Origin of the sequence: Bradyrhizobium altum (assembly GCF_020889705.1) — a bacterium.
Lineage (GTDB): Bacteria > Pseudomonadota > Alphaproteobacteria > Rhizobiales > Xanthobacteraceae > Bradyrhizobium > Bradyrhizobium altum.
This window is the reverse complement of the sequence record NZ_JACMYP010000186.1, coordinates 1-18,113: the sequence shown is the minus strand read 5'-3', so window position 1 is coordinate 18,113 and position 18,113 is coordinate 1. Positions and strand designations below refer to the sequence as shown.

At 64.3% G+C, this 18,113-nt stretch carries 18 protein-coding genes; 10 read left to right on the top strand and 8 right to left on the bottom strand.

Going from position 1 to position 18,113, the window contains the following annotated elements; genetic code table 11:
• From exbB to H8B02_RS33275, 3 genes are all read left to right on the top strand, one after another.
• Positions 1–795: tonB-system energizer ExbB (exbB, locus tag H8B02_RS33285; protein ID WP_229170111.1), on the top strand; the 795-nt coding region annotated here is incomplete at its 5' end.
• Between the two features lie 3 nt (positions 796–798).
• A complete protein-coding gene (gene exbD / locus H8B02_RS33280) occupies positions 799–1,263 on the top strand; it encodes a TonB system transport protein ExbD (RefSeq protein WP_229170110.1) in 465 nt (154 codons plus the stop codon).
• Between the two features lie 12 nt (positions 1,264–1,275).
• On the top strand, positions 1,276–2,070 hold the full coding sequence (locus H8B02_RS33275) for an energy transducer TonB family protein (protein ID WP_229170109.1): 795 nt from the start codon (positions 1,276–1,278) through the stop codon (positions 2,068–2,070).
• A gap of 135 nt (positions 2,071–2,205) precedes the next feature.
• On the opposite strand, the gene H8B02_RS33270 is transcribed toward H8B02_RS33275, so the two are convergent.
• The 4 genes from H8B02_RS33270 to H8B02_RS33255 form a co-directional block, all read right to left on the bottom strand.
• Positions 2,206–3,426 (bottom strand): ABC transporter substrate-binding protein, encoded by a 1,221-nt coding sequence (locus H8B02_RS33270; RefSeq protein ID WP_229170108.1) that lies wholly within the window; start codon positions 3,424–3,426, stop codon positions 2,206–2,208.
• A gap of 195 nt (positions 3,427–3,621) precedes the next feature.
• A complete protein-coding gene (locus H8B02_RS33265; RefSeq protein ID WP_229170112.1) occupies positions 3,622–4,029 on the bottom strand; it encodes a hypothetical protein in 408 nt (135 codons plus the stop codon).
• Positions 4,030–4,131: 102 nt separating this feature from the next.
• Positions 4,132–4,812 (bottom strand): site-2 protease family protein, encoded by a 681-nt coding sequence (locus H8B02_RS33260; protein ID WP_207837335.1) that lies wholly within the window; start codon positions 4,810–4,812, stop codon positions 4,132–4,134.
• A gap of 83 nt (positions 4,813–4,895) precedes the next feature.
• Positions 4,896–5,798: a DMT family transporter gene (locus H8B02_RS33255; RefSeq protein ID WP_229170107.1), complete on the bottom strand. Its 903-nt coding sequence runs from the start codon at positions 5,796–5,798 to the stop codon at positions 4,896–4,898.
• A gap of 94 nt (positions 5,799–5,892) precedes the next feature.
• On the opposite strand from H8B02_RS33255, the gene H8B02_RS33250 reads away from it, so the two are divergent.
• A complete protein-coding gene (locus H8B02_RS33250; protein ID WP_229170106.1) occupies positions 5,893–6,798 on the top strand; it encodes a LysR family transcriptional regulator in 906 nt (301 codons plus the stop codon).
• 59 nt (positions 6,799–6,857) lie between these two features.
• Here the strand turns inward: H8B02_RS33250 and H8B02_RS33245 are convergent, their stop codons facing one another.
• The 4 genes from H8B02_RS33245 to gntR form a co-directional block, all read right to left on the bottom strand.
• Positions 6,858–7,604: an SDR family NAD(P)-dependent oxidoreductase gene (locus H8B02_RS33245; RefSeq protein WP_229170105.1), complete on the bottom strand. Its 747-nt coding sequence runs from the start codon at positions 7,602–7,604 to the stop codon at positions 6,858–6,860.
• Positions 7,605–7,628: 24 nt separating this feature from the next.
• The gene (locus H8B02_RS33240; protein ID WP_229170104.1) at positions 7,629–8,360 is read right to left on the bottom strand and encodes an SDR family oxidoreductase; all 732 of its coding nucleotides are present in this window, start codon (positions 8,358–8,360) and stop codon (positions 7,629–7,631) included.
• A 128-nt stretch (positions 8,361–8,488) separates the two neighbouring features.
• Entirely contained in the window at positions 8,489–10,327 is a 1,839-nt protein-coding gene (locus H8B02_RS33235) for an IlvD/Edd family dehydratase (protein ID WP_229170103.1), read from the bottom strand.
• Between the two features lie 213 nt (positions 10,328–10,540).
• A complete protein-coding gene (gene gntR / locus H8B02_RS33230; protein WP_229170102.1) occupies positions 10,541–11,569 on the bottom strand; it encodes an HTH-type transcriptional regulator GntR in 1,029 nt (342 codons plus the stop codon).
• 206 nt (positions 11,570–11,775) lie between these two features.
• On the opposite strand from gntR, the gene H8B02_RS33225 reads away from it, so the two are divergent.
• The 6 genes from H8B02_RS33225 to H8B02_RS33200 form a co-directional block, all read left to right on the top strand.
• Positions 11,776–12,843 carry an ABC transporter ATP-binding protein gene (locus H8B02_RS33225; protein ID WP_229170101.1) on the top strand — a complete coding sequence of 356 codons (1,068 nt, stop codon included), beginning with the start codon at positions 11,776–11,778 and terminating at the stop codon, positions 12,841–12,843.
• A 78-nt stretch (positions 12,844–12,921) separates the two neighbouring features.
• A complete protein-coding gene (locus tag H8B02_RS33220) occupies positions 12,922–14,241 on the top strand; it encodes an ABC transporter substrate-binding protein (protein ID WP_212315057.1) in 1,320 nt (439 codons plus the stop codon).
• A gap of 109 nt (positions 14,242–14,350) precedes the next feature.
• Positions 14,351–15,310, top strand: coding sequence for a carbohydrate ABC transporter permease (locus H8B02_RS33215; protein WP_229170100.1), 960 nt, complete (start codon positions 14,351–14,353; stop codon positions 15,308–15,310).
• On the top strand, positions 15,303–16,226 hold the full coding sequence (locus H8B02_RS33210; RefSeq protein ID WP_229170099.1) for a carbohydrate ABC transporter permease: 924 nt from the start codon (positions 15,303–15,305) through the stop codon (positions 16,224–16,226). The genes H8B02_RS33215 and H8B02_RS33210 overlap by 8 nt, the downstream gene beginning before the upstream one ends.
• Positions 16,227–16,278: 52 nt before the next feature.
• Positions 16,279–17,265 (top strand): D-erythronate dehydrogenase, encoded by a 987-nt coding sequence (gene denD, locus H8B02_RS33205; RefSeq protein ID WP_229170098.1) that lies wholly within the window; start codon positions 16,279–16,281, stop codon positions 17,263–17,265.
• A 26-nt stretch (positions 17,266–17,291) separates the two neighbouring features.
• Positions 17,292–18,113 (top strand): sugar kinase (locus tag H8B02_RS33200; RefSeq protein WP_229170097.1); only part of this gene is annotated, 822 nt, incomplete at its 3' end.

Here is an 18,113-nt window from a genome sequence, read left to right as displayed (position 1 = left end):
CCTGTCGCGCCGGCTCCGGCACCGACGGCGCTCGATGCGTCGCCGGCCGCGCCCGCGAACGGCGATGGCAAGGTGCTGAAGTCGACCAGCACCGGCCTGCACGAATTGTCGCCGTGGAACATGTTCCTGAACGCCGACATCATCGTGAAGGCGGTGATGCTCGGTCTCGCCTTCGCCTCGCTGGTGACCTGGACCGTGTTCATCGCCAAGATGGTCGAGCTGACCGTGGCGCAGAGCAAGCTGCGCGGCGCGCTCGCCAAGATCGCTGAATCGCGGTCGCTGGCGGAGGCGCAGTTCGCGCTCGGTGCCAAGGGCAGCGTGCTGTCGTCGTTCATTGCGGCTGCGATGCGTGAGGGACGGCTGTCGGCGGGCATCTCCAGCGATGCCGGCATCAAGGAGCGCGCCGCGTCCAGCTTTGCCGAGATCGTGCGCGCCGAAGCCCGTAAGATCCGCGTCGGCATGGGCCTGCTCGCGACCATCGGCGCGACGTCCCCCTTCGTCGGCCTGTTCGGCACCGTCTGGGGCATCATGAACAGCTTCATCGGCATTTCGAAGTCGCAGACGACGAACCTTGCCGTGGTGGCGCCCGGCATCGCGGAAGCGCTGCTCGCAACCGCGATCGGCCTCGTCGCGGCGATCCCCGCTGTCATCATCTACAACCACTTCTCGCGCGTCACGAAGGTCTACCTCGAGCTCGTCAACCGCGCCTCGGGCGCGGCGGGACGGCTGCTGTCGCGCGATCTCGACCGCACCCATGGCGACGTTCCGCATGCGCGCGGCGCGGCGGCGGAGTAGGCGATGGCAGTCTCGATCTCCGAGAGCGATGACGACGACGATTTCGCGGAATCCCACGAGATCAACGTCACGCCGTTCATCGACGTGATGCTGGTGCTGCTGATCATCTTCATGGTGGCGGCGCCACTCTCGGCCGTCGACCTGCCGATCGATCTGCCGACCTCCAGCGCGACGCCGCAGAAGAAGCCGGATAAGCCGACCTATGTCAGCATCAAGCCCGACCTCACGCTGGCGATCGGGGAGAACGCGGTGAAGCGCATCGACCTGGTCAATTCGCTCGATGCTGTGCCCGACATGAGCCGGGATAAGTACGTGTTCCTGCGGGCCGACCGGATGGTACCCTATGGCGAACTGATGGGCGTGATGGAACTGCTGCGCACCGGCGGCTACACGCATGTCAAGCTGGTTGCGCTCGAGGGCCTGCCTGGAGCGCCCGCGGCGGCGCAGGCCGAACCGGCCAAACCCTGACGGCGAACAGCGATGTCCACCAACCCCGATCTTGACCTGCGGACCTCCAAGCGGCTCTGGGTGATTGCTGCGGTGACGGCGGTCGGGCTGCATCTGGGCGGCGCGGCGCTGGCGCTGACGAATTTGCGCGGCGACGACGGCGGCGAGGGGCTCGGCGCTGCCGGCGCGGAATACGCTGTCGAACTCGCCTCCCCTGACGTGCCCGATGATGCAGCACCGCCCGGCGCGCCGGCTGACGAGCAGCAGGCCGTGCAGGAGATGGCGCAGCAGAAGGCAGAGGTGAAGGACACCGACCTGCCTCAGGCCAAGCCGATGGAGGCCGACGACCCCGATCGCATCGTGACGGAGGACACCGCCAAGAAGCAGAAGGAGGACGAGGCCAAGGTCGCCAAGGTCGAGACCAACGCCCAGGAAGCGCAGCAGGCTTCAGAAGCGGCCGCGCCGACCAAGCTGGAGGACGCGCGTCAGTCGGAGACGACGAAGGCGCCCAATCCCGGGATCGGCAAGGACAAGCTCGCGCTGACGGCCAAATGGGGCAAGAAGATCAGCGCCTATCTCGACCTGCACAAGAAATTCCCGGAGAACGGCAAAGCCAAGGAGGGCAAGGTGAAGCTTGCCCTGGTGCTCAATCGTCTCGGCAAGGTCTTGTCCGTTGCCGTGATGGAAACGTCGGGAGACGCCGCATTCGACGACGCCGCGATCTCGATGGTCCACCGTTCCGATCCGGTGCCCGCGCCGCCGGCCGGTCTGACCGAGGACCAGTTCTCCTTCACTCTTCCCGTCACATTCAACAAGCCGAAGTCGTAGCGAGCCGAGGCTCGATCAGGAGCCGGCGCCATTCCGGGGCGCGACGAAGTCGCGAGCCCGGAATCCATTTCGCTGTCGAATGTGCTGCCAGCCGATTCCGGGCGCTCGTGTCGCGAGGCCCGGAATGACGGCGGCTCAGCTCTTCTTCACCAGCGGGCAGGCGCTCTTCTCGAGCGGCAGGAAAGCTTCATCCGCGGGAATGGTGGCGACCAGCTTGTAATAGTCCCACGGATACTTCGACTCCGACGGCTTCTTCACCTCGAACAGATAGGCGGGGTGGATCTTGCGGCCGTCGATCCGGATCGATCCCTTGCCGAACAGCGGATCGTCGGTCGGCAGCTCCTTCATCTTGGCGACGACGGCGCGGCCGTCATGCGGATTGCCGCCGAGCGCTTCCAATGCCTTGAAATAGTGGATCAGCGACGAATAGACGCCGGCCTGCACCATGGTCGGCGGGTTCTTCTTGAAGCGCTCCATGAAGCGCTTGGTGAAGGCGCGGGTCTGATCGTTCATGTCCCAGTAGAATGTCTCGGTGAAGTTCAGGCCCTGCGCGACGTTGAGGCCGAGCGCGTTGATGTCGGTAATGAACAGCAGCATGCCCGCAAGCCTCTGGCCGCCCGAGACGATGCCGAATTCGGCGGCCTGCTTGATTGCGTTGGTGGTGTCGCCGCCGGCATTGGCAAGACCGACGATCTTGGCCTTCGAGCTTTGCGCCTGCAGCAGGAAGGACGAGAAGTCCGCATTGTTGAGCGGATGCTTGACGCTGCCGAGCACCTTGCCGCCATTCGCGGTGACGACCGCCGAGGTGTCGCGCTCGAGTGCCTGGCCGAACGCATAATCCGCGGTCAGGAAGAACCAGCTGTCGCCGCCGGATTTCACCAGCGCCTTGCCGGTGCCGTTGGCGAGCATGTAGGTGTCGTAGACCCAGTGCACCGTGTTCGGTGAGCACTGTGCGCCCGTGAGGTCGGACGAGGCGGAGCCGGAGTTCAGGTTGACGACGTTCTTCTCCTTCGCAAGGTTGGCGATCGCGAGCCCGACATTGGAGGCCGCGAGATCGACGAACACGTCGACCTTCTCGACATCGATCCATTGCTTGCCGATGTTGACCGCGACGTCGGGCTTGTTCTGGTGATCGGCCGAGATCAGGTCGATCTTCCAGCCCTTTGCCAGCAGTCCGGAATCCTCGATCGCCATCTGCGCCGCCACCGTCGAGCCGGGACCGCCGATGTCCTGATAGAGACCGGATTGATCGCCGAGGGCGCCGACCTTGGCGACCTTGTCCATGGTTTGCGCTGACGCGGCGCCGGCGAATGCGAGACTCGTGGTCACGATCAGGGCTGCAATGGAACGCTTCATCTTCCCTCCAGTATGATTTTGTTTTTGAGTTCCTGAGTATGCCCGGCATCGGGTGCATCGCCTAGGGCGCTGGCGCAATCGATCGCGCGCGAAATTCCACGCTGCGGTGATTGAGTAGCCCGTGACGCGCGACGGGATGCCACGGCGTCAGAACGTCGATCATGAAAGTCGGGATGGCTTGAAGCGCCGGCGACGCTATTTCCAGTAGTAGCGGATCGCGACGTAGACCACGACGAGGCAGGCGAAGATCAGCGCCACCGGCATCGGACGCTTGGCGTTCGAGTCGGATGTGTTCGTCTTCTTGGCGGGCAGACGGCGGAACGCGGTGACGGTGCCGGTGTCGGCGACCGGTTCGCGCGAGCGCGCCGGAACCTCTGGCGCCGTGCCGGCGCCGCCCATCTCCGCATAGTAGGTGCGATACATCTCCTGGATCGTGGCCTCGCCGGCGTCGGCTTCGCTCATCTGGTCCAGCAGCTTCTTGAAGATGGCCAGGAAATTCTGCGCTTCCGGGGGCAAGGCGGAGGCGCCGTTCAGCTTCGCCATCATCTTCCAGGTTGCAAAGTCAGCCCGCGCGCGGGTGTCGGCGCGTCGTGCAATCAGCATATCGGCAGCTTTGATCACCATGGCCTCGAAGCGTTCCCGTCCCTGCGCATGAGTAGGAAGATTGGGTTCCGATGTTGCGATCGGGTCATGCGCAAATCAAGGCTATGTGTTTCCGGTAATGAGGAGAAGGGCGTTGATTACATAGCCGGTCAGAGTTCGCAGTATCGTTGAAATAACATCAAGATTTAGGCCGATCTGCCGGCCAATCACGGGAAGCAGGATCAACAGCCCGATCAGGATCAGCATGCCGTAGGGCTCCAGCCGGGCGAGCGGGACCGCCAGTGGCCGCGGCAGCAGCCCGACCGCGACCCGGCCGCCGTCCAGCGGCGGAATCGGCATCATGTTGAAGATCGCAAGCACGATGTTGATCAGGAAGGCGTTTTTCAGATTATCCGCGGTCCATTTTGCCGCATCCGCGGGAACCAATGGCAGCGCGTGGAATGCCAGCGCCGCCGCGGTCGCGAGGATGATGTTGGTGACCGGTCCGGCCAGCGCCACCCACACCATGTCGAGCTTGGGATGGTTGAGCTTGCGGAAGTTCACCGGCACCGGCTTGGCGTAGCCGAACAGGAACGGCGAATGCGCGAACAGCAGCACTGCGGGCAGGATCAGCGTGCCGAACGGATCGATATGCTTCAGCGGGTTGAAGCTGACGCGGCCGAGCTTCCAGGCGGTGTCGTCGCCGAGCCGGTGCGCGACGAAGCCGTGCGCCGCTTCGTGAAACGTGATGGCGATCACCAGCGGCAGCACCCAGACGGAGACGTCGTAGAGGGAAATGTTCAATGGCGTGCCGCCTCGGGTTGGCTTGGACCGGACCTTCAGGCTAGCACGGATTCGCTGGCGGCTTTGCCGGTTGCATGGCCGGCTCAGTGTGGGTCCGACGCGACCATGCGTGCCTGTTGCGGCTGGGTCGTCGCGATCCAGATGCCGACGAACACGGTGACGATGCCGGCCATCAAATTGCAGCTCAGCGGCTCGCCGAGCAGGGCTGCGCCGACCAGCGATGCGGCGATCGGATTGACGGTGACTGATATGGCCACTCGGGTCGGCGTCGTCCGCTCCAGCGCGAAGGCCCAGAGATAGAAGGTGAGCGCCGCGCCGAACGCGCCGAGATAGGTCGCGCCGAACCATTGCGGCGCACCGAACTCGGCAACCGGCGCGAAACTGCCGCGCAGCAGAGAGCCTGTTATGAGGACCCCGGCCCCCGCAGCCATGGCGAGCGTGGTGAAGGGAATCGGGCCGGAGCTGCGGACATAGGGCTTCGACCAGATGCTGTAGAGCGCCATGCAGAGTGCAGCTGCGACCATCAACAGATCGCCGCGCCAGGCGCCCGGCGGGGCCGTGGCAAGGCCGGAGAGCAGCGCCATCGAGACACCCAGGATGGTGACCAGCACGCCGGTGGTCTTTCGTGCGGTGAGCGGCTCGGCGCCGAGCGCCGCGCCGACCAGCATGGTCAGCAACGGCAGCGTCGAGAGCGCGAGCGAACCGCGGGCGGCCGTCGTGAAAATAAGCGAGGCATTGAACAGGATCGGAAACGCCGCAAAGAACAGCAGGCCGAGGCCGACGACTCCAGGCCAGTCGCGCCGCGGCGGCCAGCTTCCACGCTGCAGCAGCGCCAATGGCAGCAGCAGCAGGACGCCGATGCCGAAGCGGAGTGCGCCGATCGCCAGCGGATCGACGGCGCCGACCAGAAACCGCGTCGCCCCGATCGAGGCTCCGCCGAGTGCGCTCGACGCGACCGCGGCCAACACCCCCCAGATCTCACCCATCCCGCTTCGATCCCCCTGTCTTGCTTGCGCAAGCTAGGGAAGGAGAGGTAATCATGGAATGGAATATAATTGATCAATCAGATCACGGATTGTGATGAGCACGCCCGTCCTGGACCCGGATCTCCTGCAGGCCTTTGTCGCGGTGGCGGACCATCGCTCCTTCACCCGCGCCGCCGCGGCGCTGAACCGGACCCAATCGGCCGTCAGCATGCAGGTGAAGCGGCTGGAAGAGCGGCTGCAGGCCGAGCTGTTTCACCGCAGTACGTCCAGTGTCGATCTGAGCGCGGCCGGCGAGGGGCTCATCGGTTATGCCCGCCGCATTCTGAGCCTCAACGCCGAGGCGGTCGGCCGGGTGCGCAAGCACGGCATCGACGGGCGGGTGCGCCTTGGTGTGATGGACGATTACGGGACGCTGGTCGTCCCGCCGCTGCTCAAGGATTTTGTAGCCAACTATCCGCTGATCCATGTCGAGATGGAGACCGGGTTGACATCGTCGATGACGGACCGGCTCGGCGAAGCCTATGACCTCGTGATCGCCATGCACCCCGAAGGGCGCGGCGAAGGTGAGTTGCTGCGCACCGAGCAGGCGGTGTGGGCCGCCAGCGCCACGCATCGTGTCGAGGAGCTCGACCCGCTGCCGGTTGCGCTCTATCCGCAGGGCTGCCTGTTCCGGAGCTGGGCGATGCGGGCGCTGGATGAAGCGAGCCGGCCGTGGCGGCTCGCCTTTATCAGCCACAGCCTGTCCGCGGTCGAGGCGATTGCGGCGCAGGGCCTTGCGGTGATGGTCGTGAAGTCGGGGACCTTTCCGCCGACGCTGCGGCGCCTGACCGCGCGCGACGGCATGCCACGGCTGCCGCGGGCGGAGATCCGTCTGCACCGAGCGCCGAATCTTGCGCGCGCGGCGTCATTGCTCGCAGATCATCTCGTCGCAGCGCTGCGACAACCTGCCAAGCGGGGCGCGGCAGCTTCGGTTCTGATTGAATCAGAACCGAAGCTTTAGCTTCTTATTTTGACGCGTTTTCTTCACGCGAACCGGCATCCACTTCGCTCGAAAACGCTCTAGTACGTCGCCCGACCGCCGGAGATGTCGAACACGGCGCCGGTCGAGAATGCGCAATCTTCCGAGGCCAGCCATGCCACCATCGCGGCGAGCTCCTCGACTTGGACGAACCGGGCTTTTGGAATCTTCGACAGCATGAAGTCGATGTGCGCTTGCGTCATCTGGTCGAAGATCGCGGTCTTCGCAGCGGCCGGCGTCACCGCGTTGACCAGGATGTCGTGCTGCGCGAGCTCCTTGCCGAGCGATTTGGTGAGCGCGATCAGGCCGGCCTTCGACGAGGAATAATGCGCGGCGTTCGGATTGCCTTCCTTGCCGGCGATCGAAGCGATGTTGACGATGCGGCCGTATTTCTGGCCGATCATGGTCGGCACGATCGCTTTGCAGCAGATGAAGGGACCCTCGAGATTGATGCGCATCACCCTGCGCCAATCGTCGAGATCGGTTTCCCACACCGGCTTGTTGGCTCCGGTGATACCGGCGTTGTTGACGAGAATGTCAATCTTGCCGAACGCCCGCAGCGTCTGATCGCGCGCGGCGTCCACCGCGGCGGGATCAGTGACATCAGTCTTGATTGCGATCACGTTCTCGCCAATCGTCCTGGCGGTCTTCTCTGCCAGCGGCTGGTCGAAATCCCAGATCGCGACCCTGGCGCCGGACGCGACGAAGCGCTCGGTGATGGCGCGGCCGAAGCCTTGCGCGCCGCCGGTGACGACGGCGCAGCGGCCGTTGAGATCGATCTTGTTCATTCCAAATGCCTTTGATCGGGAACGTCAGAGCATGAAGCCGCCGTCGACGACCATGTCGACACCGGTGGTGAATGCGGCTTCGTCACTGGCAAGATAGACCGCCATGGCCGCGATCTCCTCGGCGGTGCCGAGCCGGCCCATCTTCTGGCGGGCGACGAACTTCTCGCGTCCGTCAGGGCCGGCGGCTGCGGCGCGCTCGAGCATCGAGGGCGTCTCGACGGTGCCGGGGCAGATCGAGTTGCAGCGGATGCCCTGGGTGATGAAGTCGAGCGCGACCGCGCGCGTGAGCAGCGAAACTGCGGCCTTGGACGCGCTGTAGACGTAGCGATTGGCCGGCGGCCGCAACGCCGCGCAGGACGAAATGTTGACGATGCTGCCGCCGCCGCCTTCCAGCATCGCCGGCAGAAACGCCTTGATGGTCCGGTGCATGGACTTGACGTTGAGATCGAACGAGAAGTCGAAGTCTTCGTCAGAGCACTCCAGAATGGTGCCGTGATGCACGAAGCCTGCCGCATTGAGCAGGATGTCGATCTTGCCGACGCGCTTGGCGAAGCTGTTGACCTCGGCGGTGTTGCGGACGTCGAGCCGGGCGGTCTCGGCGACGCCGTCCTTGCCGAGGCCGGCGATGCCGCTCTCATTGATGTCGGTGGCGATTACGGTCGCGCCATTGCGCGCGAATGCGATCGCGCAGGCGCGCCCGATGCCCGCCGCCGCGGCGGTAACAACGGCGCGCTTTCCCTTCAGTCTGTCTGACATGATTTTCTCTCCCGGTTTCCTCGGGTCATTCCGGGACGCGCGCAGCGCGGGCCCGGAATCCATACTCCCGATGGTGGTTATGGATTCCGGGCTCAGCCCTGCGGGCTGCCCGGAATGACGGTGATCGTTCAGTGATTATCGCGCGCCACGCCGACCTTGCCGGCGATGTCGTGGTAGCGGGTCGCGAGCTCGAGGCAGGCGCCGGTCGCGTGCTGGCCGACGGTCTGGCGGTAGAGCTCCTGCCACGGCGTCTGGTTGGCCGGGTGCGGGAAACCGCCCTTGGCCTTCAGCTCGGCGCGGCGGGTGCGCAGTTCATCCTCCGAGATCATGATGTTGGCGCTGCCCTTGTTGAGGTCGATGCGCACCTTGTCGCCGGTCTTGAGGATCGCGAGCCCGCCATCGGCGGCGGCCTCCGGCGACGCGTTAAGGATCGACGGCGAGCCCGAGGTGCCGGACTGCCTTCCGTCGCCGATGCAGGGCAGCGACAGGATACCGCGTTTGATCAGCGCCGCCGGCGGCTGCATGTTCACGACCTCGGCGCCGCCGGGGTAGCCGATCGGGCCGGTGCCGCGGACGAACAGGACGCAGTGCTCGTCGATGTCGAGCGCGGGATCCTCGATCCGCGCGTGATAGTCCTCCGGGCCCTCGAACACGATGGCGCGGCCCTCGAAGGCGTTGAGGTCCTTCGGGTTGGACAGATAGCGGTCGCGGAATTCCTTCGAGATCACGCTGGTCTTCATGATCGCGGAATCAAAGAGATTGCCGCGCAAGACCAGGAAGCCGGCGTCCTTCACCAGCGGCTTGTCGTAGCCCCAGATCACGTCGCCATCGGGCGTCGGCGCTTCCTTGCAGTTCTCGCCCATGGTGCGGCCGTTGACGGTGAGGGCGCCCTCATGGATGCGCTTGTGCTTGATCAGCTCGCGCACCACCGACGGCACGCCGCCGGCGCGGTGATATTCCTCGCCGAGATAGAAGCCGGCCGGCTGCATGTTGACCAGCAGCGGCACGTCATGGCCGTATTTCTGCCAGTCGTCGATCGACAGCTCGACGCCCACATGGCGCGCCAGCGCATTGATGTGGATCGGCGCATTGGTCGAGCCGCCGATCGCGGAATTGACGACGATGCAGTTCTCGAACGCCTCGCGGGTCAGGAAGTCCGACGGCTTCAGGTCGTCCCAGACCATGTCGACGATGCGTTTTCCGGTCTCGTAGGCGATCTGGCCGCGCTCACGATAGGGCGCCGGGATCGCCGCGCAGCCCGGCAGCGAGAAGCCGAGCGCTTCCGCGAGCGAGTTCATCGTCGAGGCGGTGCCCATGGTGTTGCAATGGCCGACCGAGGGCGCCGAGGAGGCCACGATCTCGATGAACTGCTCATAGTCGATCTCGCCGGCGGCGAGGCGCTCGCGCGCCTTCCACACCACCGTGCCGGAGCCGGTGCGCTGGCCTTCGTGCCAGCCGTTCAGCATCGGGCCGCCCGACAGCACAATCGCCGGCAGGTTGACGGTCGCCGCCGCCATCATGCAGGCCGGGGTGGTCTTGTCGCAGCCGGTGGTCAGCACCACGCCATCGAGCGGATAGCCGAACAGAATCTCGACCAGGCCGAGATAGGCGAGGTTGCGGTCGAGCGCCGCGGTCGGGCGCTTGCCGGTCTCCTGGATCGGATGGGTCGGAAACTCCATGGCGATGCCGCCGGCGGCGCGGATGCCCTCGCGGACGCGGTGCGCGAGCTCGAGGTGGTGCCGGTTGCAGGGCGACAGGTCGTTGCCGGTCTGGGCGATGCCGATGATCGGCTTGCCCGACTGCAATTCCTCGCGGGTCAGTCCGTAGTTCAGGTAGCGCTCGAGATAGAGCGCGGTCATGCCCGGATTGTGTGGGTTGTCGAACCATTCCTGGGAGCGGAGCCTGCGGCCCTTGCCCGTCTTGGTCTCGCCTGCGGCGCTATGCCCGTTGGTGTGGGGTTTTGTCATTGGTTTCTCCCGCAATGCAAACTCTTGATGGGCCCATTCAAGGGCTCTGGTTCAACGTTGTTCTACCTTGCGCAAATCGTCGCGCATTACAAACCTCGACGATCACGCACAGGTGTTTCACTGGATGGATTGGACCTTAGTTCAAGGTACTTGGTTGCGCTATCATTTTGTCATCTTTTGCGTCCCTTGTGACGGGCTGGTGTCGGGCGGATGTCAGCTGCGCCGCGCCGAGCTCTGCCGTTCCATGACACTGAAGCCGAGATCGACGATGGGCTCGGCGGGCCGGCGTCCTTCGAGCGTTGCGATCACCATCATGGCAGCGTTTCTGCCCATTTCGTAGCGATTGGTGCGCACGCTGCTCAGCGTCGGCTCGCTCGACGCCATGAATTCGAGGTCGTTGAAGCCGACGATCGCCATCTGCTCCGGCACCGCCATGTGACGGCGCTTGCATTCGAACAGCGCGCCGAGCGCCAGGTCGTCATTGACGCAGAACACCGCATCGATGTCGGGCGTCTTGGCGAGCAGGTCGGCAAACAGCGTCCCACCCAATGTCACCGAGGTTGGAATCGCCGTCGTGACAATGAGCTGCGGATCGAACAGCGCGGCCTCGGTCATCGCGGCGCGATAGCCGTCAAGCCGCCGCTGCACCCGCGGATCCATTCGCGCGCCGAGGAAGCCGATCCGCCGGTTGCCCTGCGCGAGCAGGTGGGCGATTGCGGCTTTTGCCGCGTCAAAATGCGAGAATCCGATCATCATGTCGATCGGGGAGGGGCCGACCTCCATGATTTGCACGATCGGGCAATCGACCGTTTCCATGATGCGGCGGGAATCGGCGGTCTGGTTAATGCCGGTGATGATCAGCCCGGCCGGCTTCTGTGCCAGAAAAAGACGCAGCAGGCGCTCTTCCTGCAGGATGCTGTAGCGGGTGTTGGCGAGCTGAATGCTGTAGCGGCTACCGTCGAGCGCGTCATAGATGCCGCGGAGCACGTCGGCGAACACGTTGTTGGTCAGCGACGGGATCAGGACACCGACCACCTCGGTGCGCTGCGACGCAAGCGCGCGTGCCGCGAGATTGGGCACGTAACCGAGTTCTTTTGCCGCACTTTCGACCCGGGCGCGCTTGCCGGCCGAGAGTGCATCCGGATTCCTGAAGAAACGCGAGGCCGTAATCGGACTGACGCCGGCAAGCTTCGCGACTTCGGCGAGCCGGATCTTGCCTGGCGTGATGTGCTTTCGGGCCATTTGCCGCTCATATCACGACGTTCGTCGCAGACAAACCGATATTGACAGCGCTACCAAGCGATTGCTAATCGAACGATTGCCAAAACCGGATAAACTGCGGACAATAACGCAAGTCCAATAGAGCCGCGCACCCAGCGTGGCCGGAACAAAACAGAGCGGTGGCGGCACTAGTCGTACGCCGTCGGGAACTTGAGGGAGGGAAGTGGATGTCGTCGGTCCAGATTCGCGACGTGCGGAAGTCGTTCGGCAATTTTGAAGTCCTGCACGGCGTGTCGATCCCGATCGAGGACGGCGAGTTCGTCGTCCTCGTCGGCCCTTCCGGCTGCGGCAAGTCGACCCTGCTGCGCATGCTGGCCGGACTTGAGAACATCACCTCTGGAACGATCTCGATCGGCGACCGCGTCGTCAACAATGTCCAGCCCAAAGAGCGCGACATTGCGATGGTGTTCCAGAACTACGCGCTCTACCCGCACATGACGGTCGCCGACAATATGGGCTTCTCGCTGAAGCTGCGCGGCGCCAAGCCCGAGGAGATCTCGAGCGGGGTCAAGCGCGCGGCGGAAATCCTCGCGCTGACGCCGCTGCTCGAGCGCTATCCGCGCCAGCTCTCCGGCGGCCAGCGCCAGCGTGTCGCGATGGGCCGCGCCATCGTGCGCGATCCGCAGGTGTTCCTGTTCGACGAACCGCTGTCGAACCTCGACGCCAAGCTGCGCGTCGCCATGCGCACCGAGATCAAGGAATTGCACCAGCGGCTGAAGACCACGACCGTCTACGTCACCCACGACCAGATCGAGGCCATGACCATGGCCGACAAGATCGTGGTGATGCATGACGGCATCGTCGAGCAGATGGGCTCGCCGCTCGAGCTCTACGACAAGCCGGAGAACCAGTTCGTGGCCGGTTTCATCGGCTCGCCCGCGATGAATTTCCTCAAGGGCAAGGTCAAGGTGAACGGTGCCGCCTATTTCGAGGGACCGAACGGCGTCAAGCTGCCGCTGCAATCCGCGCCGGCCAATTCCGACGGCAAGCCCGCGGTCTACGGCGTGCGGCCCGAGCATTTCACCATCGCCGATGACGGCGCCGAAGCCGAGATCGTAGTGGTCGAGCCGACCGGCTCGGAGACCCAGGTGTTTGCCAAGCTCGGTGGCGAGCAGGTCGTGGCCGTGTTCCGCGAACGCCATCAGTTCAACCCGGGCGACAAGGTTCGGCTCAAGCCGGATCCGGCGCTGGTCCATCTGTTCGACGATTCGACGGGGAAACGACTGAACAGCTGACCGACTGATCGATCTGAATGGCCGACCAACAGGCCAGATCAAAAACAAGAAAAACACAGTCATTTGGGAGGAAGGACGATGCACGATTTTACTCGCCGCTCGCTACTTCAGGGCGGCACCGCGCTGGCCGCAACCGGGATGCTGACCGGGCCGGCGCTGTTTGACTTCGCCAAGGCCTGGGCGCAGAGCGCGCCCTGGAAGGTGGAGCCCGGCGCAAAGCTCACCGTGATGCGCTGGAAGCGCTTCGTGCCCGCGGAAGACGATGCCTTCAATGCCATGGTGGCGGCCTTCAAGGCGGCAACCGGCACCGAGATGAACGTGTTCAGCGAGTCCTTCGAGGACGTGCAGCCGAAGGCCTCGGTCGCCGCCAACACCGGCTCGGGTCTCGACCTGGCCTGGGGCCTGCACACGCTGCCGCAGCTGTTCCCGACCAAGGTTCTCAAGATGAACGACGTCGCCGATTATCTCGGCAAGAAGTACGGCGGCTGGACCGAGGCCGCGGCCAAGACCTGCAAGCAGGGCGATGACTGGCTCGGAATTCCCGTCGCGACCATCGGCGGCTATCTGACCTATCGCAAGTCGGCGGTCGAGAAGGCCGGCTTCAAGCAGGTGCCGTCCGACTTCCCGGCCTATCTCGAACTCTGCAAGGCACTGAAGGCGAACAACACGCCGGCCGGCTTCGCGCTGGGCCATGCCACCGGCGACGCCAATGCCTGGGTCCACAACATCCTGTGGGGCTTCAACGGCTGGACCGTCGACAAGGACGACAAGGTCATCATCAACTCGCCGGAGACGATGAAGGCGCTGGAGTATGCCAAGGCGCTGTCGGACACCTTCATTCCCGGTGTCGCATCCTGGAACGACTCCTCCAACAACAAGGCGTTCTTGTCCGGCGAACTGTACCTGACCTCGAACGGCATCTCGATCTACGTCGCCGCCAAGGACGACCCGAGCAAGAAGGAACTCGCCGAAGACATCGACCACGCGCTGTGGCCGGTCGGCCCGATCGGCAAGCCGACCGAGCTGCAACTCGCGGTGCCGATCCTCGCCTTCAACTTCTGCAAATATCCGAATGCGGCGAAGGCGTTCATCGCCTTCATGCTGGAGAAGGAGAATTTCGAGAAGTGGCTGTCGGGCGCGCGGGGTTACCTCACCCACACGCTCAACGCCTACGACACCGCGCCGGTCTGGACCGCCGACCCGAAGAACGCGGTGTTCGGCCAGGCCTCGAAGCGCGCGTTGCCGGCCTCCGGCATCGGCACGCCCGGCGAGAAGGCGGCGACCGCGATCGCCGACTTCATCGTGGTCGACATGTTCGCGAACTACTGCACCGGCGCCAAGGACGGCAAGACCGCGATGGCGGAGGCCGAGCGGCAGCTGAAGCGGATCTATCGCTGATGTGATGGCTGCGGGCGGCGGAGAACCGCCGCCCGCGTCATCATCGGAATGCTATCACTGGAATATTGCGCAGTCATGCTCAATCCTCTGAGCAATCGGGACATCGCCTATGGCTGACATCGCCCTTGCGCCGCGACGTGCGAAGACCGAAATACGCGAAGCGACCGCCTGGGATCAGCTGCGCCACAACAAGAACTGGCTCGGCTTCTGGTTCATGGTGCCGGCGATGGCGTTCCTGATGTTCTTCCTGGCCTATCCGCTGGGCCTCGGGATCTGGCTGTCCTTCACCGACACCCGCATCGGCCGCGTCGGTCATTTCATCGGCACCGAGAACTATGAGTGGCTGTGGGACGATTCCATCTTCTGGCTGTCGGTGTTCAACACGCTGCTCTACACCTCCGTCGCGAGCGCGGTGAAATTCGCGGTCGGGCTCTATCTCGCGCTGCTGCTCAACGAGCGCATGCCGTTCAAGGCGCTGCTGCGCGCCGCGGTGCTGATCCCCTTCATCGTGCCGACCGTGCTGTCGGCCCTGGCGTTCTGGTGGATCTTCGATTCGCAGTTCTCGATCATCTCCTGGTCGCTGAAGCATCTCGGCCTGATCACCCAGAACATCAATTTCCTTGGCGATACCACCTGGGCCCGCATCTGCGTGATCTTCGCCAATATCTGGCGCGGCGTGCCGTTCGTCGCGATCACGCTGCTGGCGGGCCTGCAGACCGTGCAGCCCTCGCTCTATGAGGCGGCGACGCTCGACGGCGCCTCGCGCTGGCAGATGTTCCGCTTCATCACCTATCCCTTGCTGACGCCAATCATCGCGGTCGTGATGACGTTCTCGGTGCTGTTCACCTTCACCGATTTCCAGCTGATCTGGGCGATGACCCGCGGCGGCCCGGTCAACGCCACCCATCTGATGGCGACGCTGTCCTACCAGCGCGCGATCATCGCCGGACAATTGGGCGAGGGGGCCGCGATCTCGAGTGCCATGATCCCGTTCCTGCTCGCCGCGATCATGGTGTCCTGGTTCGGCTTGCAGCGCAGGAAGTGGCAGCAGGGAGAAAGCAATGACTGACCTTCCTGCCCCTAAGGTCGATCTCAAGTCCATCCTGTCGACGCCGGCGCGCGTCGACAACAGCGAGGGCATGAGCTATCTGCAGTCGGTGCCGCGGCGGATCGTGACGCTCTACATTCCGCTGTCGATCATCGTCATCATCCTGCTGTTCCCGTTCTATTGGATGGGGCTGACCGCGATCAAGCCAGACGACCAGCTGCTCGACCTCGACAAGTACAACCCGTTCTGGACCTGGAATCCGACCTTCAAGCACATCCACAAGCTGCTGTTCGAGAGCTACTATCCGCACTGGCTCTGGAACACGATGTATGTGGCGATCGGTGCCACCGTGCTGTCGATCATCGCGAGCGTGCTCGCGGCCTACGCGATCGTGCGGCTGCGCTACAAGGGCGCCAACGTCGTCGGCGGCCTGATCTTCCTGGCCTATCTGGTGCCGCCGTCGATCCTGTTCATTCCGCTCGCCACCGTCGTGTTCCAGTACGGCCTGTTCGACTCGCCGATGGCGCTGATCCTGACCTATCCGACGATCCTGATCCCGTTCTCGACCTGGCTTCTGATGGGCTATTTCAAGACCATCCCGTTCGAGCTCGAGGAGTGCGCGCTGATCGACGGCGCCAGCCGCTGGCAGATCCTGATGAAGATCGTGCTGCCGCTTGCCATTCCCGGCCTGATCTCGGCCTTCATCTTCTGCTTCACGCTGTGCTGGAACGAGTTCATCTACGCGCTGACGTTCCTGCAATCGACCCCGAACAAGACCGTGCCGGTCGCCATCGTCAACGAATTCGTTGACGGTGACATCTATCGCTGGGGTTCCCTGATGGCAGGGGCGCTATGCGGCTCGCTGCCGCTGGTTATTCTTTACGCCTTCTTCGTTGAGCATTATGTCTCGGCGATGACGGGTGCCGTGAAGGAATAAGCGCGCAAGGCCCGCAGCTGAATTCGAACAAGAGAAGAAAAGGAGCAGGGTCGTGCACATTCTGATTCTGGGCGCCGCCGGCATGGTCGGCCGCAAACTGACCGAGCGTTTGCTGCGTGAGGGCCGTCTCGGCAAGCAGGACATCAGCAGGATGACCTTGCAGGACGTGGTCGCGCCGGCCAAGCCCGCCAACGCCTCGGTCCCGATCAATGTCGTCGCCTCCGATTTCGCCGATGCCGGCGCCGCCGCGCCCCTGATCGCCGAGCGCCCGGACGTGATCTTCCACCTTGCTGCAATCGTCTCGGGCGAGGCGGAGGCCGAGTTCGACAAGGGCTACCGGATCAATCTCGACGGCACCCGCTATCTGATCGACGCGATCCGCGCCGTGGGTGGCGGCTACAAGCCGCGGCTGGTGTTCACCTCCTCGATCGCGGTGTTCGGCGCGCCGTTCCCGGAGAAGATCGGCGACGAGTTCTTCCATACGCCGCTGACGAGCTACGGCACGCAGAAGTCGATCTGCGAGCTGCTGATCAACGATTACACCCGCAAGGGCCTGCTCGACGGGATCTCGATCCGCCTGCCGACGATCTGCGTGCGTCCGGGCAAGCCGAACAAGGCGGCGTCCGGCTTCTTCTCCAACATCATCCGCGAGCCGCTGGCGGGCGAGGAGGCGGTGCTGCCGGTGTCCGAGGACGTGCGGCACTGGCACGCCTCGCCGAAATCGGCGGTCGGCTTCCTGGTCCATGCCGGTACCATGGATCTCAATGCGATCGGGCCGCGGCGCAATCTCAGCATGCCCGGGATGTCCGTCAGCGTCGGCGAGCAGATCGCGTCGCTGGAGCGCGTTGCCGGCAAGAACGTCACCGCGCGGATCAAGCGGGTGCCCGATCCGACCATCATCGGCATCGTCTCGGGCTGGCCGCGCGATTTCGTCACCGACCGCGCGCTGATGCTCGGCTTCACGACGGCCGAAAAGACGTTCGACGACATCATCCGCATCCACATCGAGGACGAGCTCGGCGGCAAGTTCGCCGCCTAGCTCCGCCCAGGCACGCGGGTCTCGGTATGACCAGGGTCGCCAGCATCGGCGAATGCATGATCGAGCTGCGCCAGGCTCCGGGCGGCCAGCCCGGAGGCCTGTATTCGCGCTCCTATGGCGGCGACACGCTCAACACCGCCGTCTACCTGTCCCGGCTCGGCGTCCACATCGATTACATCACGGCGCTCGGCGATGATGCGCTGAGCGATGAGATGATCGCGGGCTGGGCGAGCGAAAGCATCGGCACCAAGCATGTCGCGCGATTGGCAGGCAAGCTGCCGGGGCTCTATCTGATCCAGACCGACGACAAAGGCGAGCGGTGCTTCTTCCACTGGCGCGAGAGCGCCGCCGCGCGCGAGCTGATGGATCTGCCCGAGACGGACGACATCCTGAACTCACTCGCGACATATGACGTTGTCTATCTCTCGGCGATCACGCTCTCGATCCTGCGCGAGGACGGACGGGACCGCCTGATGGCGGCGCTGAAGCGTGCGCGGCTGCTGGGCACGCGCTTCGCGTTCGACACCAATTTTCGCGCCCGCGGCTGGCCGGACCTGAATGTCGCGCGAAAAGTCTTCAGCAGCGCATTCGAGACCGCCGATATCGTGCTTGCCTCCACGGAAGATCTGGCGCCGCTTTATCCGAGCGAGAGCAACACGGCGTTGCTTGCCGGCATCTCGAGCCCCGAGGTCGTGCTGAAGCTTGCCGAGCCCGCTTGCATCGTGCGTTCGGCCGGTGGAACGCGCGAGGTGAGAGCGGAACCGCTGCCGAAGCCGGTCGTCGATACCACGGCGGCCGGTGACAGTTTTGCCGCGGCCTATCTCGCCGCGCGGCTCGGCGGCGCCGAG

Coding starts and splice junctions, on each gene's coding strand:
- exbD (WP_229170110.1), top strand. CDS start 799: ATGGCAGTCTCGATCTCCGAGAGCGATGACGACGACGATTTCGCGGAA.
- H8B02_RS33275 (WP_229170109.1), top strand. CDS start 1,276: ATGTCCACCAACCCCGATCTTGACCTGCGGACCTCCAAGCGGCTCTGG.
- H8B02_RS33270 (WP_229170108.1), bottom strand. CDS start 3,426: ATGAAGCGTTCCATTGCAGCCCTGATCGTGACCACGAGTCTCGCATTC.
- H8B02_RS33265 (WP_229170112.1), bottom strand. CDS start 4,029: ATGCTGATTGCACGACGCGCCGACACCCGCGCGCGGGCTGACTTTGCA.
- H8B02_RS33255 (WP_229170107.1), bottom strand. CDS start 5,798: ATGGGTGAGATCTGGGGGGTGTTGGCCGCGGTCGCGTCGAGCGCACTC.
- H8B02_RS33250 (WP_229170106.1), top strand. CDS start 5,893: ATGAGCACGCCCGTCCTGGACCCGGATCTCCTGCAGGCCTTTGTCGCG.
- H8B02_RS33245 (WP_229170105.1), bottom strand. CDS start 7,604: ATGAACAAGATCGATCTCAACGGCCGCTGCGCCGTCGTCACCGGCGGC.
- H8B02_RS33240 (WP_229170104.1), bottom strand. CDS start 8,360: ATGTCAGACAGACTGAAGGGAAAGCGCGCCGTTGTTACCGCCGCGGCG.
- H8B02_RS33235 (WP_229170103.1), bottom strand. CDS start 10,327: ATGACAAAACCCCACACCAACGGGCATAGCGCCGCAGGCGAGACCAAG.
- gntR (WP_229170102.1), bottom strand. CDS start 11,569: ATGGCCCGAAAGCACATCACGCCAGGCAAGATCCGGCTCGCCGAAGTC.
- H8B02_RS33225 (WP_229170101.1), top strand. CDS start 11,776: ATGTCGTCGGTCCAGATTCGCGACGTGCGGAAGTCGTTCGGCAATTTT.
- H8B02_RS33220 (WP_212315057.1), top strand. CDS start 12,922: ATGCACGATTTTACTCGCCGCTCGCTACTTCAGGGCGGCACCGCGCTG.
- H8B02_RS33215 (WP_229170100.1), top strand. CDS start 14,351: ATGGCTGACATCGCCCTTGCGCCGCGACGTGCGAAGACCGAAATACGC.
- H8B02_RS33210 (WP_229170099.1), top strand. CDS start 15,303: ATGACTGACCTTCCTGCCCCTAAGGTCGATCTCAAGTCCATCCTGTCG.